This is a genomic window from Algoriphagus sp., assembly GCF_013373065.1.
In the GTDB taxonomy this organism is placed as follows: Bacteria; Bacteroidota; Bacteroidia; order Cytophagales; family Cyclobacteriaceae; genus Algoriphagus.
This window is the reverse complement of sequence record NZ_JABXIN010000011.1, coordinates 152836-176195: the sequence shown is the minus strand read 5'-3', so window position 1 is coordinate 176195 and position 23360 is coordinate 152836. Positions and strand designations below refer to the sequence as shown.

The following is a 23360-nucleotide window of genomic DNA, read 5'->3' as shown; positions in this document are numbered from 1 at the left end:
TTTATCCAAGCTTTTGATGCAGTCTTTATGAATCAAAATATGGAAGATAAATCAACAGAGAAGTTAAAAAGTAGCATCAAGACGCTTCAGACTATTATTTATATTCTTGGAGCTTTAATAATTTTATACTTAATCTATTTCGCCTATAAGATCATCTTCGATAGTTGGTCTAATCAAAATGTAGTTGCAGGTGGAATGATTGCAATGCTAGGTGCTTTTATTTCCATGATAGGCACGCGAGTGAAATCAATTAAAAAGGAAATCCGCCGAAGAGAAAAATAAAAAAAAATCCCCAAAGACACATGCTTTGGGGATTTTTTGATTTTTCAATCCTACACTTAGAGACGATAGTGGGATTTTTTTAGCTAAAGAGTTTTTCCAAAATTTTGTAAGTAATCAAATAGGTAGGTCGAACACCTTCCATTCCAAGGGCTCCAGAGGCCAGGGTGCTACCAGTTTCCAAAGGATTATCTGAAGCATAGTATGCGTATAATACTTTTACATTGGATCGAATGCTTTTTCTGATTTTTGAGGCCGATTGAATGGCCTTTTGATAATGGGCTCCTTCCATTTCTAGACCTATTGCATTCCAAGAAGATTCCATAAAATAGCGGAGGATATCCTTATTTTGGAGTGATGTACCAAGCACAGTCACCATGCTTCCCGCATAGACTCCTAAACCATATCCTTCAAAATCCGACTTACTTAATTCGTTGTGGAAAGGGTAATTATCCGCTGTTCCTTCAAAAACATGAGCGTCTGGAATCATCAAATCCCCTTTGCCTCCATATAAAATTCCTGCTTTACCCATAATGGAAACAGAAACAATATTTAGAGGAAGTTCTTTCCCATCTTTTTTATAAGGCTTTAATAACTCATCCATGCATTCATAGGCTTGTTCCCCAAATGCATAATCCATAACCAAAAACACAGGACAACTTTCTCCCTCTTTAGGTAGATCAACTCCAGGAATCACGTAATCTTTAGCCAACTTGGCTGTATCAATAATCTGCGTACCAATATTGGTTCCGGAATCATCAGGAATATCGACAAACCCATGTTTCAGGGCATAATCATAGATCTTCTTACCGGGATTCCCTTTTTGGTTCATGGCAATCGAACTTGCAACTTTCTCGATATCTTCAAAAGTTTTTAAGTCCAATATCTGTGGAGCATAAATAGTGTTCAGAACTGAATGAAGATTTGCAGAGATGATATGAATTGGCCGTTCCAAAAGGTTTAATTCATCCAATCGTCGCATAATTTTCTTAGCCCAACGCTCTCCATATACGTGATGCCCAATTCGTTCCCGCAACGTGGCCGAAAAAGAGATTTCCCTGTCTTTATCTTCCCTTATTTCCTCCATAGCCAATTTCCCCAAACTATAAACTATGGAATACAGGCTGTTGGAATTGCTACTTTTTTCGAATTTTTCAACCGCACGAACAGTCTCTTCATAGGTTCTTCCTATCAAATGACTGAGATAGGCCGAAGCGGCTTCTTTATCGAAACTCTTACCCGCTTGCTCTTTTTCGATAATTTCTTCCAGCATTCGCCAGTTAATGGATATATGGCCCTTTGGATCTGTGCTGTTGTTGTAAATCTTATTGCTCTCAATGTATAAAAATGTGAGGTGGGTCAGAATATCATAAATATCAGATCGACCCCGAGTCATTTCGACGTACATCACATGCTCATCAAGCCGGTAACAGTTCCTTCTCCGTTTTGGAGGTATAATAGCTTCTAAGTGGGATGTCTCGTATCCTTCCCGGCTAATGAGTCGAATAAATCGACATTCCTCAATGCCTTTCGGTAAACGCTCCATGACATAAAGCAAACCATCTAATTCTACTTTCTCAGGGTCATTGATAGTTCCATAAATCTCAGGGCTCAAAATCCGCAGTGCATTCACAAGACTTTCACCTGAAACTCCCATTGGCTTGTAAGTCCCTCTTGTAAACAAGTGACGCATGGTGATATACAATCTTTCGATTGCTGATCGGGATTCTTGTGCTCTGGTTCGCTTCATACTTTTTGGGTCTTAAAACTACGGCTGAAAAAGGCGTTAATAATTGGGGTGCGAAAATTCCCCATTAAGATTATTTTTGCAATAGATCAGAAAAATATTTTTCCAATTTATCCACTTTTGGTTTGATCACAAACTGACAATAAGGTTGGAAACCATTGTCATTAAAGTAGTTTTGATGCATGGATTCAGCAGGGTAAAAATTACTGAAAGCTGTAATTTCCGTGACAATTGGTTTTGAAAAAACTTCCTGCTGATTCATTTCATCTTTAATTCGTTCAGCAGTTTCTTTTTGGACTTCATCATGATAAAAAATAGCTGATCGATATTGAGGTCCTACATCTGCTCCCTGTCGATTGAGTGTAGTGGGGTCATGGGTTGCCCAGAATACTTTTAACAATTCTTCCAATGAAATTTTCTCAGGATCAAAAAAGACCTGAATCACTTCGGCATGTCCTGTTGTACCCGAACAAACTTCTCGATAAGATGGATTTTCTACAAACCCTCCAGCATATCCTGAAATAACTTTGTCAACCCCTTCCAAACGCTGAAAAACGGCTTCTGTACACCAAAAGCATCCTGCACCCAGTGTAATCACTTTTTGGCCGGTGGGGATAGTTACTGGAGTTTGAGGAAGTGAAGGATTAGAATTCATAAGTCTACAATTTAAGGACTAACTGGATTTATCACTTTTTGGTTTCGAAATACGTATGGGCCCACGAGGTTCTATTTTTGGATCAATCGTTTTCCCTTTTTGAGTAATTACGATTTCTCCGGCTCGATACATTTCTAAGGCCTTTTCCCGAACATCAGGTAAGAATTCCCTCCAAGATTCTGGATAAAGCCTCCTCACTACTTCTGATGGGCAAAAGGAACGATCAGGGCGTTGTCGACAAAATTCTAAAATGGCAATTCGGAGAATATCCATGAAAATTAAGCTGCAATTTTACAGGCTGATCATTATGGCTGGCAAACCATTACAAAGGCAGGTGGAAGATTTTTCAAAGTGAAAGAAACACTTACCTGGTCAAAGTATTTTTTAAACAAGTTTTTCAACAAATAAGAATAGCAAATCTGAATAAATGCTCCCTTTATCGTGAGGGATTTATTAGACTGGGTTAAAATAGAATCGGTGACGTCTTTTGGAATAAAAGAGAATGGTAGGGATGAAAATATGAAGTCTACTTTACGACCATCTAGGAAGTTTCCCATTTCGTCGGCAGAAGCATTAATGATATGGACATTTTTTTGATCAAATTGTTTTTTCATTACCTCGCAAAACGATTCATTGATTTCAAAAACAAACAACTCTGCATCTGAATCCATTTCATCTACAATCCCTTGCGTGATACTTCCGTCACCGCCTCCCAATTCAACGATAAGCTTTGCCCCTTTCAAATCAACTTGGGAAACCATTTTTTTGACGAGGGCTTTGGAGCTAAAAGTCAATGCTCCTGTGGTACTTAAATTGCTATAAAGCTCAAGAAGAAGGTTTGATTTACTCATTATTTTAAATTGAATTCTTGAAGATACTCGTTTTTACCCTATATTTTCCCATTCATTACCCTATTCTCTCGCTTATTAATGGCTCAAAAGGCTTCGATTAAATCCACTCTTCCAAATAATACGTCTCCTTCTCCGGAATTTTTGGGGCATGTCTCTGATATTCATTGCCTTGATGATAATTTTTCGCGGGACCGAATTGGCATTGGTTTTTAATAATCATGTTTTGCCGGTAGGATTAAGTGAAATTTGGACTGCAAGCATTACAGTTGTTTAGTCTAGATTAACTGGTAGCAATTAACTGCCACTAATCAAAAAAAATCGAACATTAAATAATTCAACAAGGAAAGCCTCAAACCTTTTGTTAGCTTAGAAAGCTTAAATTAAACCATCAATCCATATGAGAAAAACACTTTGGAAGGCAAGCCTTTTCGGGCTGTTTTTGATGGGTTTGTCTAGTGGGATTACTGTTCATGCACAGAGTGATCCTACCGGAAAAAAATCCATTACAAATACCTACGCCATTACCAATGCTACTGTCCATACATCGCCGGGCATGGAAGGTAAAAAGGCAAGTATTCTGATTAAAAACGGAGTAATATTAGGAGTAGGTGAAAACCTAAGTATACCTGCCGAGGCACAAATTATTGAAGGTGATTCTTTGCATGCCTACGCAGGGTTTATTGATGCTGCTTCTAGAGGCGGTATTACCAAACCAGAAGATCCAGAAAGACCTAAGGATTTTGTTTATTCCAGCCCCCCCGATGAAATAGCAGGAATTACGCCATGGAGATCTGCGGTAGACCAATTTGACATTGAGTCTTCTCAAGTAAATGATCTACGAAAAGCAGGTTTTACTTTAGCACATATTCTTCCAGATGGAGGTATGATTGCTGGGAAAGGTGCTTTGGTGCTTTTTGGAGAAAAGGAGTCTACCAATGTTTTAAAGGAAAACACATCCCTATCGGCAAACTTGAACGGTGCAAGAGGAATGTACCCAGGCACTACTGTCGGCGTAATGGCGAAATTTCGTGATGTATATCAAAATACGAAATTAACTAAAGACAGAATGGCCTTATTTGCATCAGCTAATGGTATCACTCGTCCGGAGATCAATCCTACGTTTATGGCCATGAGTGAAGTAGTTGATAGTGCCATTCCGGTATTTTTCGAAGTTGAAGATGATTTGGAAGCTCGTCGAGCCATCAGCCTACAAAAAGAATTAGGATTCCAATTGGTCCTTTATGGCCTCGAAGAATATGAATCAATCATTGATTTGTTGAAGGAAAGTGGAGCTGGAGTGATCCTCAAATTGCAAATCCCAGATGACAAGGCAATTAAAAATCAAAAGGAAGATGTCAGTGAATCCGTAAAAGCACAGTATCAGCGTGTAAAAGAGGCTTATGACAAAACTATCGCACAAGCTGGAAAACTTGCAGCAGCTGGTGTTCCTTTCTCTTTCTCCACCATTGGAGCAAAGGCTAATGATAGCATGAAAGCCTTACAAACAATGATTGAAGCTGGTCTTAGTGAAAAAGATGCTTTAGCTGCCTTGACAACAAATGCCGCAAATGCTTTGGGTATTGGAAGAATGGCTGGAACCATCGAGAATGGAAAATTAGCCAACTTAGTACTGTCTACCGGACCAATTTTCGATTCAGAAAGCCAAATCAAGCATGTGGTAGTTGACGGTAAAATCTTCGATTACGAAGTTAAAGCCAAGAAAAAGAATGGTAATGGGGAAACTGCTTCAGCAGAAGTTACAGGTAACTGGGACTACACTTCTGAAACTCCAGCAGGAAGCTCAGGTGGTACCATTAGCATTCAAAAGAATGGAAATGGATACGAGGGCACCATCACTTATGATGATCCCTCTGGATCCGGGAAGGCAACTTCTTCCCTATCAGAGATCAGCGTTTCCGGTTCATCTTTAAGTTTTGCATTTGAAGTAAATGCTGGCGGAATGTCAATTTCTGTAGATGTTTCCGGGGATGTATCAGGGAATACCATGGATGGGAGTATGAATATTGCTCAGTTTGGATCCTTCCCAATTTCAGCTACCCGAAATCCAAACTAAAATTCGAAAAAGTATGAAGATGAATACGAAATATATATTTATAGCACTGCTATTGAGTTTGAGTTTGAATTTTTCCTGGGCTCAAGCTCCAAAAGGAAGTGTCCTCATTAAAAACGGGACCGTATTAACGGTGACCAATGGAACCTTAGAAAACACGGATGTCCTCGTTGAAAATGGGATTATAAAGCAAATTGGTCAAAATCTAAGTGCACCATCTGGGGTAATGACTGTAGATGCAACTGGCAAATACGTGATGCCAGGAATAATTGATGCCCACTCTCATATTGCGTTAGATGTAGTGAATGAAGCTACTTCTCCTATCGTTGCAGAAGTTCGAATGAAAGACGTGGTGAATCCTTATGAAATTGGAATTTACCGAGCATTGGCTGGTGGAGTTACCATTTCCCATGCCATGCATGGATCTGCGAACGTAGTAGGTGGTCAAAATGCAACCTTGAAGCATAGATGGGGAATGAATAACCCTACTGATATCATCATGCAGGATGCTCCTCGAACTATCAAATTTGCCTTGGGTGAAAACCCAACCCGAGTTCATGGAAGAGGAAATGGTCAACAACCTCGTACCCGAATGGGTGTGGAAGCCATCTTAAGAAATGGTTTCAATGAGGCTATACAATACAAAAAAGCTTGGGCAGATTATAACCAAGCGAAGTCTCAAAAAGGAAATACAGCAGTAGCACCTGAATACAATGAGCGATTGCAAACATTAGCGGATATTCTAGATGGTAAAATCATTATTCACTGCCATTCTTACCGAGCAGATGAAATCTACATGCTAATCAATGTTGCAAGAGATTTTGGAATTAAAAAACTGGTATTCCAACATACCAATGAAGGGTTCAAAGTAGCTCCAGAAATCGCAGAGTACACAATGGGAGCCTCCGTTTTTGCTGACTGGTGGGCTTATAAGTTTGAAGTTTACTACTCTACGGCATTTAATGCTGCTATTCTTCACCAAAATGGAGCGATCACTTCTATTAATTCCGACTCTGCAGAATTGATTCGTCATTTATATCATGAGGCAGCCAAAACTCAACGATATGGTGGCTTAACAGATGATGAGGCTCTTGCGATGATTACTATTAACCCTGCTAAACAATTGGGTATAGAGGACAAAGTTGGTTCGCTAGAAGAAGGTAAGCAAGGAGATGTTGTCATCTTTGAAGGACATCCGCTCTCTTCTTATGCTATTCCACAAATGACCTTTGTAGACGGTATCAAGTATTTTGATATTAAAGAGGATTCAGATGATCAACGCCAGCGAATTAGTCCTACTGAAACAGTAGAGCCAATTCTTTTGAGTGAAGAAAATCATCGTTGCATGCAGGATACAGAGCACTTGTTTGAAACAGCTAGTGCCTTATTCCAAATGAACCAATAATCCCCAAAAAAAGAAGTTATGAAAAGATTCAATAAAACCTTTTTAACCTTCCTAATTGCGCTCCTACCTATCCTTTCGTGGGCGCAAATCGATGGGGAATTCATTAAGCCCCAAGGAGGAAAATTTCTGTTGAAAAATGCAACAGTCCATACTATCACAAAAGGCGTTATGGCCAATACATCTATCTTAATTGAAGATGGAAAAATTGCCAAAATGGGTTCTAACCTTACTGCTGATGGTGCGGAAGAAATAGATTGTTCCGGATTGGTGATCTATCCTGGGATGATTGATAGTGGTACTACACTCGGTTTGGTAGAAGTAAATTCTGTGCCTGAGACTGTAGATTATCAAGAAATTGGAAATGTCACACCGAATATGCAAGCTCTTACTGCTGTTAATCCGAATTCAGAGGCAATCCCTGTAACTCGTGTTTCAGGGGTTACAACCACTTTGGCGGTTCCGCAGGGAGGATTGTTTTCGGGTACTGCCGCATTGATCAATTTGGTTGGCTATACCCCAGATCAAATGTTTGCTGGTTTTAAAGGTGTAGTCATGAATTTCCCAAGTTCTGCCCGAAGAGGTAGATGGGACAGACGTTCTGATGATGATATCAAAAAGGACAATGAAAAAGCCTTAAAGGATGCTAACGAACTTTGGGAAAAAGCAATTTCCTACAATGAGTTAATTAGCAAAGGTGCGGAATTGGAATATTACCCTGAGATCGCGCAGCTGGCAAAAGTTGTTTCAGGTGAATTGGCTTTAATTATTGAGGTCAACGCAGCTTCTGATATCCAAAATGCCATCAAATGGACGGAAGGAAAAAATGCTCGCTTCATTTTCTCTGGAGTAAAAGAAGGTTGGAGAGTAGCTGATGAAATAGCAAAATCCAAAATCCCTGTAATCACTGGACCGGTTCAGGATTTGCCTTCCCGAGAGTCAGATCGTTATGATGCGGCCTATTCAAATGCAGGAAAAATGGCAAAAGCCGGAGTGAAAGTAGCCTTGAGAACAAACGAGTCTGAGAACGTAAGAAATCTTCCATTCCATGCGGCATTCGCAGCTGCATATGGCATGGGAAAAGAGGAAGCTTGGAAGGCAGTTACGATCAATCCAGCTGAAATCTTTGGTTTGCAGGATCAATTAGGATCAATTGAAGAAGGTAAAATTGCAAACTTGATTGTTGCTACTGACGACCCATTTGAAACACGTGCACAAATTATGCATGTATTTATCAATGGATTCCGAATTCCACTTAGCAACAGACATATTCGATTGTATCAAGAGTTCTTGGATCGAAGCCCAGGTTTAAAAACGAATTGATCTAATCGTTAATTAAACCACAAGCTAATGTAAATTGGCTTGTGGTTTTTTATTTATACACTATTGAAAATATCAGCCCTCTTATTGGTAACCCTATGAAGAAAATTATTAGAGCTTTCGTGCTTTTTACTTTTTGTTTGGGATCCGTCCTACAGCCAGTATTCGCACAAGATGGATTTTTCCAAAAAAATCAAGACAAAGAAAAATCTATTGAAACCCGATTCCTTGAATCTGTTGATTATGACCGATTCAAGGTTCATTTGCAAGAGTTAACCAAAAATCCACACATAGCAGGAACGCCTGAAAACGAACTGGTTCAGCAATACATGAAAAAAATCATGGAGGATGCAGGAATGGACGTCAAACTGTACCCCTATGATGTTTATTTGCCAAATGACCCAGGGAAATCCGAATTGGAAATCGTTTCTCCCATTCAAATGAAGCTTTCCCAGCAGGAAAAAGTCTTGGAAGAAGATCCCTTCAGTGCAGACGATCGTCTTCATTTAGGTTTTAATGCCTACTCTGGTAGTGGTGATGTCACCGCAGAGGTAGTTTATGCCAATTACGGAAGAAGAGAAGACTTCCAGAAACTGGAGGAAATGGGCATAGATCTAAAAGGGAAAGTAGTTATTGCCCGTTATGGAGGTAATTTCCGGGGTTTTAAGGCAAAATTTGCTGAACAACATGGTGCTATTGGTTTGGTAGTCTACACAGATCCTAAAGACAATGGCTATACCAAAGGAGAAGTTTACCCGAATGGACCATATTATAATGAGACAACGATACAGCGAGGTTCTATGCTCACCCTGGATTGGACAGGAGATCCTCTTACTCCTTATGAGCCTGCGCTTCCTTTAGATGGTCCAACTCAAGTCGAAAGATTGGATCCATCGGACGTGGCATTTCACAGCATACCTGTAACCCCTATTGGTTACGGAGCAGCTGAAGAAATTTTGTCAAGAATGGAAGGACAACCTGTTCCTGAAGAGTGGCAAGGAGGATTACCTTTTGATTATAAAATTGAGGGAGGCAAGGATCTCAAAGTTCGTGTGATGGTTGATCAGCCTGTGAACTTTATCCGTGCGAATAATGTCATTGGGACATTTAAAGGATCAAAATATCCAGATGAATGGATTATTCTAGGATCTCATTTTGATGCCTGGAGTTTTGGGGCGACTGATCCAAACTCAGGTACAGCGATGCTTTTGACATTGGCTGAAGCATTGGGAAAATTAGTAAAGGAAGGAATTCAACCTGAACGATCCATCCTCATTGGACATTGGGATGCGGAGGAACAAGGAGTGATTGGCTCTACAGAATGGGTTGAACATCTTCGGGATGAACTAAGCGCCAAAGCGGTTGCTTACATGAATTTTGATGGTGGAGTTTCTGGAAGAAATTTTGGTGCTTCAGCAGCTCCTACCCTTAAAAAATTGATCATTGATGCATCCCAAGAAGTCATGTATCCAGATTCTGCAAAAACCGTTTTTGAGGTTTGGGCTGGAAACAATGAAGAACCAGGAATTGGAAATTTAGGAGGAGGATCAGACCACATCGCATTTTACATGCATGTTGGCGTGCCGAGCTTAAGCGGTGGCGCAGGAGGTACTACGGCTTATCATTCCAATTATGATAATTTTAATTACTATAGCCGATTTGTAGATCCAAGTTTTAAAATGGGTGGTGCAGTCGCTCAATTATTTGGGCTTGTAACACTTCGAATGGCTAATGCTGAGATAATTCCCTACGATGTGCCTCGGTATGCCCAAGATTTAAAAGGTCATTTTGAGCAGGCAGTAAAAAACGTACAAACTATTTCTCCTGACTTTAAAGAATTTGACCAAGTAAATCAGGCATTAGTAAAATTAGAACAAAGCTCCACTGCCTATAAAGAATCGATTGATAAGGCTTTGTCTTCCGGAAATCTATCCGATGATAAAATCAAAATAATTAACCAGCAATTGATCAATTTGGAAAAAAGTTGGATTGATCCAAAAGGGATGTATTATGGGGATTGGTACAAATCACTGTACGTGTGTAATGATCCCTTCTCTGGTTACGCATCCTGGATTTTACCTGGTATACAATATGAGGTCGCTATAAATCGGACAGAAAAACTGGAAGAATGGGATGAACGTTATGCGGAAGCAATTTTAGACTTGTCTTCCAAGATTGATGAAATCCAAAAAATGTTTTAAACAGAAAAGCCGGTGAATGATCACCGGTTTTTTTTTAATTAATAGGCTGCCTTAGCTAATTGCGCTGCTAAATATTCCTTCATTTCTTCCCCCTGTTCAACCCGAATTTCACCAGGAAGCCCAAGAATAAACCTTCCCAGGCCGGGAAGCTGAGGAATATCCCCTTCAAAGTAATAGTGATTTCTATTTTCTACTTTCATAAAGGGACGTGCATTGGGATGTTCTTCAAGCATCAATTGATAGGCCTTTTTGCTAAGTTTCAGCCGTACATGAAAACGTTTCTTACCTGTATAGCCGAAAAATGACTCTTCCGGTACCTGGTGTTTTTTGGAAAACTTCCAATCTTCTTTGGAAATGACAACCTCTCCTATCCGCTCGATTTTAAAGACCTTCATGGAATTACTCTCTGGCTCGAATCCATGAATCAATTCATAATTCTTAGAAAATGCTACCGGCTCTATAAGACGGTCACTTACAGAGTCACTATGCAAGGAGTAATATTCTTTGAGCCAAACCTGCTTTTGATCTTCAATCGCTTTTCCAATTTCATCTATAAAGCGCCCCATATTGGCTTTAAACAACTCATCCGTACCCTCCCGAAGTTCTGACCGCAACTTAAGTTTTTGCAAAACCGAGTCCTTGAGTAAGTTTTTCTTCCCTTTCGATTCAATAATCTCCTTTAGCCATTGGCTTTCTTCAGGTGAAAAAGTAGCATAGTTGAGTGTATCTAAAGAGCCCGGATATTCCGCAAGTTTGTATTTACTAAATTCCTTTTCAACTCGAAAACCTAAAGCTTCCAACAATTTGAAATAACGATAAATCGTTCTAGCATCCGTTTCTAAAAGTTCAGCTAAACGATGAACAGTCTTTCCCACATTTCCACGTAAAAGATTTATTAATTTAAAAACACGAAGGATTTTCTGTTGTTCGATTTTTCCGGATTGTGCCATTTTTGAAAAGGTTAAAGGAAACCAAAGGTAAATTTTTGACCCAAAATCTAAAGGTTTTTGTCATAAACTGTCAAAATAAAAAAGTGATCCAAAATCCCTCCAGGAATTAAATCCTTTATTTTTGTTTTCAATGGCGGATTTATCATTACCTCCTTCGACAATTATTTCAAAAAATAGAATAGCGCTTGCTAGCCTTCTTTTTTTATTCCTCTATTGGTTGTTTGGATTTGATGGAATCACCTTTAGCGATGACGTTTATTACTTATTGGCTGGAAGGGATTTTTGGAATGGAGAAATGGAAGTTAATGACTATCATTTTTCAAGTCGCTGGGGAGCATATATTCCTGCTGGATTACTCATCAATTTGTTCGGAATGAATCCGCAATTAGCCTCTTTAAGTTCACTTCTATATATCCTATCATCTTATCTATTAATTATTTCGCTAATTACGGATAGAAAGGAATCTTGGATTTTTTCACTTTGGTTTATAACTCCGGTCTATTTCCTTCATTTCATCACAAAAGTATATCCCGACACCTTATTGGTATTATGTGTTTCCCTAGTGGCTTGGGCAAGTGTTAGGCGTAAAAAACAAGGAATTAGCAGTGGGATTTTGATGAGCCTGGCATTCTTTATAGGAATGGTCACAAAAGAAACCATGGTTTTATTAGCATTATTTCCATTGATCCTATTTTTCATGGATCTAAAAAGAAAAGACCTAAATCAAAATTTTTACTTTTCCTTAATTCTCACAGGGATAATCCTACTATCGGCTTACCTAGGGTATTTTTGGTTAAAATTTGGAGATCCACTTTACCGCATCCAATCCATTAATGCAGGTCATTATATTTCGGAGTTCACTTATGCCGACAAGGGTTGGGCACGTATAGTTCAGCGGATTACTTACCTCCCCATTTTAACATTTATAGAACGGGCTTACTGGCCTTGGATTGTTTTTGCCTTACCGGGAATAGTTGCTGGACTCCAAGACTCTAGAAGAGGACTACAGGAGTTTTCCCTTGCCTTTTTATGTCTTTTATTAGGTTTTTGGTTTATGACTTCTACACTTGAAGTATACAACCCTATTTATTTGAACCCCAGACATTTAATTATTTTAATTCCTCTCCTCTCCTTCTTAATAGGAAGTAGTTGGAAGCTATGGGTGGCCTCCTTGTTTTGGAAGCGCCTTTTAACTTTTTTGTTAATTTTTGGAGCTATCGTCAGTATTTACCAAGGGGATTTAAAAATGTCTTTTTTTCATTTTGGATTCGTGCTCGTAATTTGGATCAAGGCATCTTTTTGGAAACAGGCGCTTTTGGTGATTTTACTAATAGTTCCAGCCATTTATGTAATTCAATACCAAAAACAGCTGAAAGAATATCCCTTATTGGTCCAAAAGCTGAACGAGGAGGCTAAAAATACTTCCAATCAAACTCCTATTCTAACAAACAACTTTTTGGTATTTAGCCGGGAAATAGTGTTAGCAGATCAAAAAGAAGCTCAAAACCGCTTAACTCCTATCGAAGAGATAGAGGTTCTTAAACAAACCAATCCGAAACATCTGAAAGTATTTATTTATCGATACTATCACCATGCTTATCCGAAAGAAGAAGAAGATGTAGAAAAAATTGAAACTTGGTTAAAAGAAAATTATAGGAAAGTCGAGGAGATGGATCTGGGTCAAATTTGGATTCGAAAGTTTGAAAAGAAATAATTGAGATAAATCCCAGTTTTTAAAAGTGCTTTCTATCCAAAATCTCTTTTAAAACGATGGCTTGTTTTATGGAGCTTTTATCCTTTAGCAACTGTGCATAAGGGTTTTTCTTGGATTTAGCAGAATATTGCTCAAATCGTTCTATTTCTGTTTTTGGGATTTCTGGAATTCCTTCAGAAGTTTTCGCCTTTCTAGGATCTACATTTTCAAAGGCTCCTTGGTAATATTTGATCTCATCATCATTTTCCTCGAGGGGCTTATAAACAGTACGCTCGACTTTTTGTGCTCTGATAGGTTCAAATTGTGGCTTGGGCTTGGGTTTTTCTACAGGAGCAGAAGTCCTTTTGCCCTGTTGAGCATCACGAATTTCTCGCAATAGATCTTCAAAACTTACTCCCCGCTCAGGCCTAGGAGCATCATTCTCGGAAGGAACCTCTGGACCTTCCATTTTACTTTTACTACGCGTTACCTGATAGATAAAATATGCCAGAATGGCTATGATGTAAACAATATTTCCCAAATCCATAATTCAAGATAATTCATTTTATTAATTTCAACAGCTTATGAGACTAATTCCCTTTGTTTTTTCAAATCGGACTTAAAATTTTCACTTTTGGAAACAAATTATAGTGGAGTGGCGTCTTATCACCTATCACTAATCTTAACTTAAACACCATGTTAATTACCACAACAAACTCTTTAGAAGGATACAAAATCAACGACTATTTAGGGGTAGTTTCAGGAGAAACAATCATCGGTGCAAATGTTTTTAAGGATTTCTTTGCAAGCATTACAGATATTGTTGGCGGGCGATCTGCTGCATATGAGCGAGTACTTCGCGAAGCAAAAGCAACTGCGATGACCGAAATGGAAATGCAGGCTAGAAGTTTTGGAGCAAATGCAATTGTAGGAATTGATTTAGATTACGAAACTATTCGAGATGGCATGCTGATGGTTACCGCAAGCGGCACTGCCGTAAAAGTCGAAAAACTTTAAAATAAACATCCAAGACTCTCACTCAGAGGGTCTTTTTTTTATTAAGGCTTTGCATTTTCGAAACACTTTTGATTTTATTTTGGAAATTTCCAAAATCCCTTGAATTTTGGACCGATGACATCTCCCCATGAACTGGACCAAGTCCGATTAAATTTTTCACCGGATGATTTACTCTTACTTAATTTGGCTTTGGTGCTTATTATGTATGGGGTGGCACTTGATTTACGATTAAAAGACTTCTCCTATCTTTTCAAAAATCCAAAACCATTTCTTCTTGGAGTTCTCGCCCAATTTTTATTGCTTCCTTTTTTTACCTGGATCCTGATTTTGATAATGAATCCTCCCCCTTCTGTAGCCTTGGGAATGTTTTTAGTGGCAGCCTGTCCGGGAGGAAACGTTTCGAACTTCCTCTCAAATTTAGCTAGGGGAAATACTGCTTTATCCGTAAGTTTGACAGGTTTTTCTTCCATTGGATCTATCTTACTTACCCCCTTAAATTTTACTTTTTGGGCAAGTCAGTATCCTGCGAGTAAACAACTCCTACGTACGATAAGCCTGGATATTTCGGATGTCCTCTTGACCATTATTTTGATCCTTGGAATTCCACTTTTTTTGGGAATTCTTACCAGAACCTTTTTTTCAAATTTTGCTGATCAAGCAAAAAAGGTACTTCAACCATTGAGTATTTTGATCTTTGCGGGATTCGTTGTGGTGGCCTTTGCTGGGAATTTTGATCTCTTTCTACAATACATCACCCTTATTTTTGGATGGGTATTGGCCCATAATTCAGTTGCTTTGGCAACAGGTTTCCTAACCGCAAAGCTGGCTAAATTACCTTTGCCTGATACAAAAACACTGAGTATTGAAACTGGTATTCAAAATTCAGGCTTGGGCTTGGTTCTAATTTTCACGTATTTTGAAGGTTTAGGAGGAATGGCCATTATTACTGCCCTTTGGGGTATTTGGCATTTGATTTCTGGAATGGCGATCGCCGCCTTTTGGAGAAATTACCGATGAAAAACTTATTTAATGGAATTTTACGGATCTTAGTAAAAATTGCTCTTCACCTTTTCTATCGAAGAATTTATGTCTCTGGAAAAGAGAATATCCCAAAAGGAGTTCCTATCATTTTGGTGGCTAATCATCAAAATGCTTTAATCGATCCCTTACTGATTGCCACGCATACGAGACTTAACCCTTGGTTTCTTACAAGGGCTTCCGTTTTTAAAAATCCGATCATTGCAAAAATCCTACACTTTATCCGAATGCTACCTGTTTATCGGGTACGCGATGGATTCTCAACCATTACTCAAAATCAAAAGACTTTTGAGGCCACTTTTGATGTCTTAAAAAAAAATGGAACGGTTGTCATTTTTGCTGAAGGAAGTCATAGTCATGTCCGAAATGTACGGCCATTAAGTAAAGGCTTTACCCGAATGGCTTTTGGCTTGAAGGAAAAATATCCTGAACTAGAGCCAGTTATTCTTCCAACAGCCCTTGAATTTAGTGCTCATAAACATTCGGGTTCATTGGTTAGAATAACTTTTGGGAAACCAATTCCAGTGGATATGCCCCCAGCACAATCTGGAAAACTCACCAAAAAAGTGGAAAAAGATTTGAAGGGCTTGGTTGTTGAAATCCCCAATGAAAACTACCCAGAAACATTGCAAAAACTACTTGATGCTGAAGTTGACTTAACTTCAAAAGAAGCGGTAGACGCATACCTTCTTAATCACCAAGTTCTCTACACGGTTAATACTCCTTCCAGTCTTCCAAATAAATTAATGAAGCTATTTCATCTTCCCTTATACTGGATTTGGCTAGTCATCAAACCAAAAATTGAAGACCATGTTTTCTATTCTACATTCAAGTTTTTAATTGGTTTTTTCCTTGGGCCGCTTTGGTACTTTTTACTTTGGACTGCAGTATTTGGAGGGAATTGGGGCACTTGGGCTTTAACTTTTTTGATCATGGGGATAATCAGTCTTTTTTGGAATAAAACGCCTCAAGAATAAGACTGCCAAGCCAAATATTATTTGGACATATTCCTTAACTTTGAACAAACGAATAGTAACCCAAAATATACTTATCATGAGTGAAGATTTTCTGCCAATAAACGGCACAGACTACATCGAACTCTATGTGGGCAATGCCAAGCAGTCCGCTTTGTTCTATCAATATGCATTTGGTTTTGAACTTATAGCCTATTCGGGGCCAGAAACAGGTATTCGAGACCGTGCTTCCTATGTCTTGAAACAAGGAAAAATCCGTTTGGTGCTTACCTCTCCTCTTCAATCTAACCATCCAATCGCAGACCATATCCAAAAACATGGTGACGGTGTAAAAGTATTGGCGCTTTGGGTTGATGATGCAGAAAAATCTTGGAAAGAAACCACCTCACGTGGAGCTGAATCTGCAGGTGAACCAAAGGTCATTTCTGATGAGCATGGAGAGGTGAAAGTAGCTTCCATCAAAACCTATGGAGATACAATCCATACATTTGTAGAACGCAAAAATTATCAAGGCGTATTCCTACCAGGATTTATTACACGTGCAAGCACCTATCAGTCTACTTCAATCGGTCTGAAATATATTGACCATTGCGTAGGAAATGTAGAATTGGGTGAAATGAACAAATGGGTGGAATTCTATGAAAATGTGATGGGATTCAAGCTCTTGATAACATTCGATGACCAAGATATTTCCACAGAATACTCTGCATTGATGTCAAAGGTGGTTTCAAATGGAAATGGCTACATCAAATTCCCTATTAATGAGCCTGCAGAAGGAAAGAAAAAATCTCAAATCGAAGAGTATTTGGATTTTTACAATGGAGCCGGCGTACAACACATGGCGATTGCTACGGATGATATCATTCATACAGTAGGAGAACTTCGACGTCGAGGAGTGGAATTCTTGGAAGTTCCTTCTACGTATTATGATGATTTGTTTGAGCGAGTTGGTGAAATTGATGAAGACATTCAACCTTTGAAAGATTTAAATATCCTTGTGGATCGAGATGATGAAGGCTATTTACTTCAAATCTTCACCAAACCACTTCAGGACCGCCCAACTTTATTCATTGAAATTATTCAGCGAAAAGGAGCAACATCCTTCGGAAAAGGAAATTTCAAGGCCCTTTTTGAAGCCATAGAACGAGAGCAGGCTTTACGGGGAAATCTTTAATATTGATTTAATTTCCAAAGCTGGTCGAAAGGCCAGCTTTTTTTTATGAATTATACAAAGCAACATTCACAAAGAATCACCTTGACATATGAAAAATTTCATCACCAATTCAATAAAAGGAGGCTTATTTTTTCTACTTCCACTGGCATTAGTGATTATTCTGTTCGAAAAATTAGTTTCAATCATAAAGCCCATAAGCATTCAAATCGGAGATTTTTTAAACATAAACTTTCACATCTTGAAAGCCCCCTATTTATTAACCATAATCCTAATTTTATTTCTGTTCTTTTTAGCAGGTGTCATCGCCAAAATTGGCCTTGGAAGGCGGACTATTTCTTGGATTGAAAACAATATTCTCACACTTTTCCCGGGGTATCAATTGATCAAAACCACTTATGAAACAAAATTAGGACTTGAAAATAGTGACAACTTCCCTGTTGTTTTAGCTCCTATTGATGGCTGGATGTTTGGTTTATTGGTAGAACATCTAGATGAAAAAAATGTACTCGTATTTGTTCCTTCATCTCCTGAAAGCTGGAGTGGGAATTTGGTGATTTTTAAAAAAAATCAATTGAAAAGCACCACTTTACAAAAATCGGATTTGGTAAAAATCAATAGAACGCTAGGGATTGATTCGCTTAAAATCCTTAAAGGAAAAATCGAGCTCTAGGCTCCTATTATTTAAAATCAAACCAAAGTACAAGCGCTTTTTCATCAACCCCATCCCCCTGGTCTTTGCCTGATATTCCATCAGGGGACTCAGATTGAGAAGTTGATGTTTTTATAGTATTTCTCTCGAATGTTAGCGCCCCATCCGTTCCACCCAAAAAACGGAAACCAACTGGTTTGAATTCAGGTGTTACCTTCAAGGTAACGTTTGTAAATTCCACCATCACAAATTGAATATTATTCGTTTCAATTGGGCTAAAACTTTCATTGAGAGGGTACTTAATTGATTTTTCTATATTTTTTCCACCTAACCAACTAAGTTGGTTTACTTGAGAATTTAAAAATTCAAAAGACAAAGAAGCCTCATCTTTATTTTCATGAAGCAAAGATTCCATTTTAAGCCTTCCATTGTCATGTATAGTCCAAACTTGATGCTTACTTTGATTGGAGGTTAAAATCTGTACATCCCCATTTTTTAATCGTTTCCATGCAGCAGAACCCTCATTAGAAAGTTTTTCTTGGGAAAAATAAATAACCTCCATACCGATTTTCACCTTTTCCAGAATTCCTGCCGATTTCGAAAAAACAAAAAGATGCTCGTTTGCACGAACCTGAATATCAATGGTAGATTCTCGAATGACTACAGCACCAACAACCTCCTCAGAATTCGTAATTTTCAATTCATTCGGAACCAACCCGAAAGGAATAACTAGAAGAAATAAAAAACTTAGGATTCGAGAGAGAAAGACAAACATTAAATAAGGGTGAATTTGTTACGAAAATACTTAATTTATTGTAAGTATTAAACCTCTATGCTGAGTCTTTAACCTTTCGATTATTTCCCCACCTCATTGCTGATTTGAGGCTAGCATTTTTTTACTTTTTATATAACTTAGATTTTGAAATAATTTTTAATCAAATGACTGCAATAGATCCAAAAATCATGGTCCGAGCTCAATCATGGCTCGAAGGAAATGTGGATGATAATACCAAAAAAGCCATCCAAAAGCTTATTGATGAAAACCCGACAGAACTAATTGATTCCTTTTACCAGGATCTGGAATTTGGAACTGGGGGATTAAGAGGTTTGATGGGAGTTGGTACCAACCGAATGAACGTTTATACGGTTGGTATGGCTACTCAAGGATTGGCAAACTATCTCCTTCAATGTTTTCCAAAAGAAGAAATAGCTGTAGCCATTACACATGATAGCCGGATCAACAATACACTTTTCGCGAAAACCACTGCAGATGTGTTAACCGCAAACGGAATAAAAGTCTATTATTTCCGGGAAATGCGCCCCACTCCAATGCTTTCATTTGCCGTTCGACATTTTGGCTGCAAAAGCGGTGTGATGATCACGGCCTCTCATAACCCAAAAGAGTACAACGGGTACAAAGCATATTGGGAAGATGGCGCGCAAGTAGTGGCTCCACATGATAAAAACATTATCGACGAGGTAAAGAAAATCACCTCCTTTGACCTTGTGAATTGGGATAAAAACGATGACTTGATTGAATACATTGAGGACGATTTTGATCAAATCTACCTTGACCAAGTAAAAAGTCTAAGTCTGGAACCTTCTGCAATTCAGGATCAAAAAGACATTTCTATTGTCTTTTCTCCAATTCATGGTGCTTCAGGAAAAATGGTTCCTGCCGCACTCAAGACCTTTGGTTTCGAGAATATTCACGTTGTCAAAGAACAAGCAGAACCTGACGGCAATTTCCCTACTGTCATATATCCTAATCCAGAAGAAGCTGAGGCACTTTCCATGTCCATCGACCTAGGCAAGAAAGTCAATGCTGATTTGATTTTGGCCTGTGATCCGGATGGCGATCGATATGCTGCAGTTGTACCCAATGAATTTGGAGAATTTGAACTTCTCAATGGAAACCAAACCGGCACCCTCCTTTCATATTATTTATTGACCAAATGGAAGGAAGCAGGGAAACTCAATGGAAAGCAGTTTATGGTCAATACCATTGTTACCACAGAACTGATTAATTGTATTGCAGAAGGATTTGGGGTAAAATGTTTTAACGTATTGACCGGCTTTAAAAATATCGCTGCCATCATTCGGGATTTAGAAGGAAAAGAGAAATTCATTGGTGGTGGAGAAGAATCTTACGGCTACTTGGTAGGAGATTTTGTACGGGACAAAGACGGGGTCAGCGCTTGTGCCATGGTTGCAGAAGTTGTTGCCTATTATAAAACCCAAGGAAAATCTGTCTTTGATGTTTTAGCTGAAGTTTATCAGCAGTTTGGTTTCTACAAGGAATCACTTATCTCAATTACCAAAAAAGGGAAAGATGGGGCAGAGCAAATTCAAGCCTTGATGATGGATTTTAGGCAAAATCCACCAAAGTCGATGAATGGAATTCCTGTGGAAAAAATTGTTGACGTGAAAGAAGGCAAAATTCTTGATGTTGCCAGTGGTAAGAAAGAAGTTCTTGATTTGGATTCATCGAATGTCATGCAGTTTTATTTAGCCGATGGAAGTAAAATTTCTGCCAGACCTTCAGGAACAGAACCAAAAATCAAATACTACTTCTCAGTCCATGCTCCACTTGATAATTTGAAAGACTACCGCAAGGTGGAAGGTGAGTTAAGTAAAAGACTGGAAGACTTGAAGCGTTACTTTTCTTAAAAAAAGAAAGAGCAGCCTAGAAGCTGCTCTTTTTCTTTTTTAAATATCGCCCTATTCTTCTTTTCCCAAATGAATCAAAGCTTCTCCTGCATTAATGACGGGAAGATTATTGATTCCAATGACATAGCCATTTGAGGGAGATTTTACAGGTATTTTTACTGCACCGTAAGGATCTGAAATTCGAGCCAAAACCTGTCCCTTTTTTACATGATCACCCAGCTTTACTGAAGCATTGAAAATCCCCGAAGACCTAGCACGAATCCAACTTGATTCCTTTAAAATGATGCTATCTCTCCGCTCAGGCGCAATGTCAATCATTCCAAAATGGTGAAGAATTCTTTTCGTCCCCAAAACTCCTTCTTCAATGGAAGTTTCATCAATTCGCATCGACTCCCCTCCTTCAAAAACCAAGATATATTTTCCTGCAGATTTGGCAGCTTTTCGAAAAGATTTATCAATTACTTTGGAGTTAACGACATAATAAGTTCCAAATACTTCCGCTAATTCTTTTGAGGTTTTATCCTTGAAATCCACCCGAACTTGTGGTTGGTTACTCAGCATTCTACCTCCGGTATGAAAATCAATTCCATAATCAATCAGGGGAATTATTTCCTCGCTTAAAATATGTGCAATCCGACCAGCAAGTGAGCCTTTTTTACTACCTGGAAAGCTTCGATTTAAATCACGGCCATCTGGAAAAGTGCGACTATTCGACAAAAAACCATAAATATTCACCAATGGAATAATGATTACTGTCCCCTTCAGCAGCTTCAAACCAGCATCAATTTCCTCTAAGATTCGACGAGCGGTAACAATCCCATTGATTTCATCACCATGAACTCCGCCACTGATTAAAACAACCGGCCCATCCACTTTGGAAGAACGAATAAAAATAGGAAGATCTATAAGGGTATGACTTGGTAGCTTTGCAATAGGAATTTCAATGTTCACTTTTTGGCCAGGCCTGATTTTAGTTCCATTGATATTAATTTCCCTCATAGTTTGACTAAGCCTAAAATTTCAATTTCATTCAAAACTTCTTTCCTTTGCAATGCAGCAAAATTGTCCATGAATATACAAGAAAACATTTCTCTAAAACCTTTCAATACTTTTGGGATTGATAAGAAAGCAAGATTTTTTACTGCAGTCACTACGATTAAAGAACTTCAAGAAGCATTAACCTTTGGAAAGCAAAAGAACCTTTCCATCATCATTTTAGGAGGTGGCAGTAATATCCTTCTTACACAGGATTTGGATTGCCTAGTCATAAAAATCAAATTAACTGGAATCCAAATATTAGAAGAAAATGAGGAAGAGGTTTTTGTAGAAGTTGGTGCCGGTGAGGTGTGGCATGAATGGGTTCAATTTGCTATCCATAAGAATTGGGCTGGATTAGAAAACCTTTCATTGATTCCGGGAACTGTTGGGGCATCTCCTATGCAAAATATAGGAGCCTATGGTGTAGAAATTCAGGACGTATTTCACAGTTTAAAAGCAATAAACAGGAATACTCTAGAACTAGAAATCTTCACTAAAGATAAATGTGAGTTTGGCTATCGTGAAAGTGTATTCAAACACAAGCTTAAAGATCAATTTGTAATCTGTTCTGTAGTTTTTAAACTTTCGAAAAAACCCACCTTTCATACTGAATATGGAGCTATTCAAGAGACTCTTTCAGAGATGAATGTCTCAGAGACCAGCATTCAAACAATATCCGAAGCTGTCATAAAGATTCGTCAATCCAAGCTTCCTGATCCTTCAATGATTGGAAATGCAGGATCATTTTTTAAGAACCCTACCATTTCTTTTGAAGAATTCGAGAAACTAAAAGAACGGTTTCCTGAAGTACCTGGATATCCTCAACCCAATGGAATAAAAGTTCCTGCAGGATGGCTAATCGAGCGAGCGGGATGGAAGGGCTTCAAAAGAGGGAAAGTCGGAGTTCACGACAAACAAGCACTTGTTTTGGTGAATTTTGGAGATGGAGATGGGGCCGAAATCGCCAAGCTAGCTTCAGAAATTCAATCCTCAGTTGAAGAAAGGTTTGGAATAAAACTAAGTCCCGAGGTGAACTTCCTTTAAATCAAAGGATCTTGAACATCCAACTCCTTCGCATACCGTTCCACATTAACTCCAAATTTTCTTAAAAAATCTACTCCTTCATCACTGCCGATTCCTTTGTATTCTGCATAAGAAAACAAATACACAACCTTTGAAATACCCATGGAGAAGATGATCCTCGCGCAGGCCAAACAAGGTGCAAGGGTGACATAAAGGGTAGAACCTTCTACAGAAGTATTATTTTTGACTGCATACAAGATGGCATTTTGCTCTGCATGTAAAGCTAGAGAACAACTCCCTTTACTGTCTCTTGCGCAACCTTTATCCGGGAATTCTACATCACAATTATGCGTTCCTGCAGGAGGTCCATTGTAACCTATAGAAATTATGCGTGTGTCTTTTGTCAGAACAGCCCCTACATGTTTTTTGATGCAGTGAGACCTTTTGGCCAAATTAAGAGCCAACTCCATAAAAATATCGTCAAAATCAGGTCGAATCATGTCGCGAATTTTGTTCAAAAATAGTATTTGCTTTGTACCCAAAGAAAAAGAACACTAAAAGCTTCAAAAAAATGTTTATGATTAAGTCTGACTTGCAGGGAAATTATA

The 23360-nt window shown here is 38.6% G+C and carries 22 protein-coding genes; 13 read left to right on the top strand and 9 right to left on the bottom strand.

Features of this window, described 5'->3' with window-relative positions; genetic code table 11:
- Positions 1–39 precede the first annotated feature (39 nt).
- Entirely contained in the window at positions 40–282 is a 243-nt protein-coding gene (locus HWE15_RS07640) for a hypothetical protein (RefSeq protein ID WP_290506927.1), read from the top strand.
- Between the two features lie 79 nt (positions 283–361).
- On the opposite strand, the gene HWE15_RS07635 is transcribed toward HWE15_RS07640, so the two are convergent.
- The 4 genes from HWE15_RS07635 to HWE15_RS07620 all read right to left on the bottom strand — a co-directional run bounded on the left by HWE15_RS07635 (position 362) and on the right by HWE15_RS07620 (position 3532).
- Positions 362–2029 carry a hypothetical protein gene (locus HWE15_RS07635; protein ID WP_290506926.1) on the bottom strand — a complete coding sequence of 556 codons (1668 nt, stop codon included), beginning with the start codon at positions 2027–2029 and terminating at the stop codon, positions 362–364.
- 70 nt (positions 2030–2099) lie between these two features.
- On the bottom strand, positions 2100–2681 hold the full coding sequence (msrA, locus tag HWE15_RS07630) for a peptide-methionine (S)-S-oxide reductase MsrA (RefSeq protein ID WP_290506925.1): 582 nt from the start codon (positions 2679–2681) through the stop codon (positions 2100–2102).
- A gap of 18 nt (positions 2682–2699) precedes the next feature.
- Positions 2700–2954 (bottom strand): DUF3253 domain-containing protein, encoded by a 255-nt coding sequence (locus HWE15_RS07625; protein WP_290506924.1) that lies wholly within the window; start codon positions 2952–2954, stop codon positions 2700–2702.
- A gap of 32 nt (positions 2955–2986) precedes the next feature.
- A complete protein-coding gene (locus HWE15_RS07620) occupies positions 2987–3532 on the bottom strand; it encodes a methyltransferase domain-containing protein (RefSeq protein ID WP_290506923.1) in 546 nt (181 codons plus the stop codon).
- 397 nt (positions 3533–3929) lie between these two features.
- On the opposite strand from HWE15_RS07620, the gene HWE15_RS07615 reads away from it, so the two are divergent.
- The 4 genes from HWE15_RS07615 to HWE15_RS07600 all read left to right on the top strand — a co-directional run bounded on the left by HWE15_RS07615 (position 3930) and on the right by HWE15_RS07600 (position 10526).
- On the top strand, positions 3930–5606 hold the full coding sequence (locus HWE15_RS07615; RefSeq protein ID WP_290506922.1) for an amidohydrolase family protein: 1677 nt from the start codon (positions 3930–3932) through the stop codon (positions 5604–5606).
- A 19-nt stretch (positions 5607–5625) separates the two neighbouring features.
- On the top strand, positions 5626–7008 hold the full coding sequence (locus tag HWE15_RS07610) for an amidohydrolase family protein (RefSeq protein ID WP_290506921.1): 1383 nt from the start codon (positions 5626–5628) through the stop codon (positions 7006–7008).
- Between the two features lie 18 nt (positions 7009–7026).
- Complete coding sequence (locus HWE15_RS07605; protein ID WP_290506920.1) at positions 7027–8328, top strand: amidohydrolase family protein; 1302 nt, start codon at positions 7027–7029, stop codon at positions 8326–8328.
- A gap of 95 nt (positions 8329–8423) precedes the next feature.
- Positions 8424–10526, top strand: a complete 2103-nt coding sequence (locus HWE15_RS07600; RefSeq protein WP_290506919.1) for a M28 family peptidase — start codon at positions 8424–8426, stop codon at positions 10524–10526.
- 38 nt (positions 10527–10564) lie between these two features.
- Here HWE15_RS07600 and HWE15_RS07595 read toward each other — a convergent pair whose 3' ends face one another.
- On the bottom strand, positions 10565–11476 hold the full coding sequence (locus tag HWE15_RS07595) for a YafY family protein (protein ID WP_290506918.1): 912 nt from the start codon (positions 11474–11476) through the stop codon (positions 10565–10567).
- A gap of 130 nt (positions 11477–11606) precedes the next feature.
- On the opposite strand from HWE15_RS07595, the gene HWE15_RS07590 reads away from it, so the two are divergent.
- On the top strand, positions 11607–13190 hold the full coding sequence (locus HWE15_RS07590; protein ID WP_290506917.1) for a hypothetical protein: 1584 nt from the start codon (positions 11607–11609) through the stop codon (positions 13188–13190).
- Positions 13191–13209: 19 nt separating this feature from the next.
- Here HWE15_RS07590 and HWE15_RS07585 read toward each other — a convergent pair whose 3' ends face one another.
- Positions 13210–13716, bottom strand: a complete 507-nt coding sequence (locus HWE15_RS07585) for a hypothetical protein (protein WP_290506916.1) — start codon at positions 13714–13716, stop codon at positions 13210–13212.
- 149 nt (positions 13717–13865) lie between these two features.
- On the opposite strand from HWE15_RS07585, the gene HWE15_RS07580 reads away from it, so the two are divergent.
- From HWE15_RS07580 to HWE15_RS07560, 5 genes are all read left to right on the top strand, one after another.
- Positions 13866–14186, top strand: coding sequence for a YbjQ family protein (locus tag HWE15_RS07580; protein WP_290506915.1), 321 nt, complete (start codon positions 13866–13868; stop codon positions 14184–14186).
- A gap of 114 nt (positions 14187–14300) precedes the next feature.
- Complete coding sequence (locus HWE15_RS07575; RefSeq protein ID WP_290506914.1) at positions 14301–15203, top strand: bile acid:sodium symporter family protein; 903 nt, start codon at positions 14301–14303, stop codon at positions 15201–15203.
- A complete protein-coding gene (locus tag HWE15_RS07570) occupies positions 15200–16201 on the top strand; it encodes a 1-acyl-sn-glycerol-3-phosphate acyltransferase (RefSeq protein WP_290506913.1) in 1002 nt (333 codons plus the stop codon). Before HWE15_RS07575 ends, HWE15_RS07570 begins: the two co-directional genes overlap by 4 nt.
- A 76-nt stretch (positions 16202–16277) precedes the next feature.
- Positions 16278–17372 (top strand): 4-hydroxyphenylpyruvate dioxygenase, encoded by a 1095-nt coding sequence (gene hppD / locus HWE15_RS07565; RefSeq protein WP_290506912.1) that lies wholly within the window; start codon positions 16278–16280, stop codon positions 17370–17372.
- A gap of 88 nt (positions 17373–17460) precedes the next feature.
- Positions 17461–18042: a hypothetical protein gene (locus tag HWE15_RS07560; RefSeq protein WP_290506911.1), complete on the top strand. Its 582-nt coding sequence runs from the start codon at positions 17461–17463 to the stop codon at positions 18040–18042.
- Between the two features lie 7 nt (positions 18043–18049).
- On the opposite strand, the gene HWE15_RS07555 is transcribed toward HWE15_RS07560, so the two are convergent.
- The gene (locus HWE15_RS07555; RefSeq protein WP_290506910.1) at positions 18050–18595 is read right to left on the bottom strand and encodes a hypothetical protein; all 546 of its coding nucleotides are present in this window, start codon (positions 18593–18595) and stop codon (positions 18050–18052) included.
- 365 nt (positions 18596–18960) lie between these two features.
- Here HWE15_RS07555 and HWE15_RS07550 point away from each other — a divergent pair, with 365 nt between their 5' ends.
- Positions 18961–20691: a phospho-sugar mutase gene (locus HWE15_RS07550; protein WP_290506909.1), complete on the top strand. Its 1731-nt coding sequence runs from the start codon at positions 18961–18963 to the stop codon at positions 20689–20691.
- A gap of 51 nt (positions 20692–20742) precedes the next feature.
- Here the strand turns inward: HWE15_RS07550 and HWE15_RS07545 are convergent, their stop codons facing one another.
- Entirely contained in the window at positions 20743–21690 is a 948-nt protein-coding gene (locus tag HWE15_RS07545) for a succinylglutamate desuccinylase/aspartoacylase family protein (protein WP_290506908.1), read from the bottom strand.
- Between the two features lie 69 nt (positions 21691–21759).
- Between HWE15_RS07545 and murB the strand changes: the two genes are divergently transcribed.
- The gene (gene murB, locus HWE15_RS07540) at positions 21760–22773 is read left to right on the top strand and encodes a UDP-N-acetylmuramate dehydrogenase (protein WP_290506907.1); all 1014 of its coding nucleotides are present in this window, start codon (positions 21760–21762) and stop codon (positions 22771–22773) included.
- Here murB and HWE15_RS07535 read toward each other — a convergent pair.
- Positions 22770–23252 (bottom strand): dCMP deaminase family protein, encoded by a 483-nt coding sequence (locus HWE15_RS07535; protein ID WP_290506906.1) that lies wholly within the window; start codon positions 23250–23252, stop codon positions 22770–22772. The genes murB and HWE15_RS07535 overlap by 4 nt on opposite strands.
- Positions 23253–23360: the final 108 nt, after the last annotated feature.

What these genes read in the sequence shown, in the direction of transcription:
- HWE15_RS07560 (WP_290506911.1), top strand. Translation starts at nt 17,461, where the DNA reads ATGAAAAATTTCATCACCAATTCAATAAAAGGAGGCTTATTTTTTCTA.
- HWE15_RS07570 (WP_290506913.1), top strand. Translation starts at nt 15,200, where the DNA reads ATGAAAAACTTATTTAATGGAATTTTACGGATCTTAGTAAAAATTGCT.
- HWE15_RS07635 (WP_290506926.1), bottom strand. Translation starts at nt 2,029, where the DNA reads ATGAAGCGAACCAGAGCACAAGAATCCCGATCAGCAATCGAAAGATTG.
- HWE15_RS07550 (WP_290506909.1), top strand. Translation starts at nt 18,961, where the DNA reads ATGACTGCAATAGATCCAAAAATCATGGTCCGAGCTCAATCATGGCTC.
- HWE15_RS07615 (WP_290506922.1), top strand. Translation starts at nt 3,930, where the DNA reads ATGAGAAAAACACTTTGGAAGGCAAGCCTTTTCGGGCTGTTTTTGATG.
- murB (WP_290506907.1), top strand. Translation starts at nt 21,760, where the DNA reads ATGAATATACAAGAAAACATTTCTCTAAAACCTTTCAATACTTTTGGG.
- HWE15_RS07625 (WP_290506924.1), bottom strand. Translation starts at nt 2,954, where the DNA reads ATGGATATTCTCCGAATTGCCATTTTAGAATTTTGTCGACAACGCCCT.
- msrA (WP_290506925.1), bottom strand. Translation starts at nt 2,681, where the DNA reads ATGAATTCTAATCCTTCACTTCCTCAAACTCCAGTAACTATCCCCACC.
- hppD (WP_290506912.1), top strand. Translation starts at nt 16,278, where the DNA reads ATGAGTGAAGATTTTCTGCCAATAAACGGCACAGACTACATCGAACTC.
- HWE15_RS07590 (WP_290506917.1), top strand. Translation starts at nt 11,607, where the DNA reads ATGGCGGATTTATCATTACCTCCTTCGACAATTATTTCAAAAAATAGA.
- HWE15_RS07535 (WP_290506906.1), bottom strand. Translation starts at nt 23,252, where the DNA reads ATGATTCGACCTGATTTTGACGATATTTTTATGGAGTTGGCTCTTAAT.
- HWE15_RS07580 (WP_290506915.1), top strand. Translation starts at nt 13,866, where the DNA reads ATGTTAATTACCACAACAAACTCTTTAGAAGGATACAAAATCAACGAC.
- HWE15_RS07595 (WP_290506918.1), bottom strand. Translation starts at nt 11,476, where the DNA reads ATGGCACAATCCGGAAAAATCGAACAACAGAAAATCCTTCGTGTTTTT.
- HWE15_RS07640 (WP_290506927.1), top strand. Translation starts at nt 40, where the DNA reads ATGGAAGATAAATCAACAGAGAAGTTAAAAAGTAGCATCAAGACGCTT.
- HWE15_RS07545 (WP_290506908.1), bottom strand. Translation starts at nt 21,690, where the DNA reads ATGAGGGAAATTAATATCAATGGAACTAAAATCAGGCCTGGCCAAAAA.
- HWE15_RS07610 (WP_290506921.1), top strand. Translation starts at nt 5,626, where the DNA reads ATGAATACGAAATATATATTTATAGCACTGCTATTGAGTTTGAGTTTG.
- HWE15_RS07620 (WP_290506923.1), bottom strand. Translation starts at nt 3,532, where the DNA reads ATGAGTAAATCAAACCTTCTTCTTGAGCTTTATAGCAATTTAAGTACC.
- HWE15_RS07600 (WP_290506919.1), top strand. Translation starts at nt 8,424, where the DNA reads ATGAAGAAAATTATTAGAGCTTTCGTGCTTTTTACTTTTTGTTTGGGA.
- HWE15_RS07585 (WP_290506916.1), bottom strand. Translation starts at nt 13,716, where the DNA reads ATGGATTTGGGAAATATTGTTTACATCATAGCCATTCTGGCATATTTT.
- HWE15_RS07575 (WP_290506914.1), top strand. Translation starts at nt 14,301, where the DNA reads ATGACATCTCCCCATGAACTGGACCAAGTCCGATTAAATTTTTCACCG.
- HWE15_RS07605 (WP_290506920.1), top strand. Translation starts at nt 7,027, where the DNA reads ATGAAAAGATTCAATAAAACCTTTTTAACCTTCCTAATTGCGCTCCTA.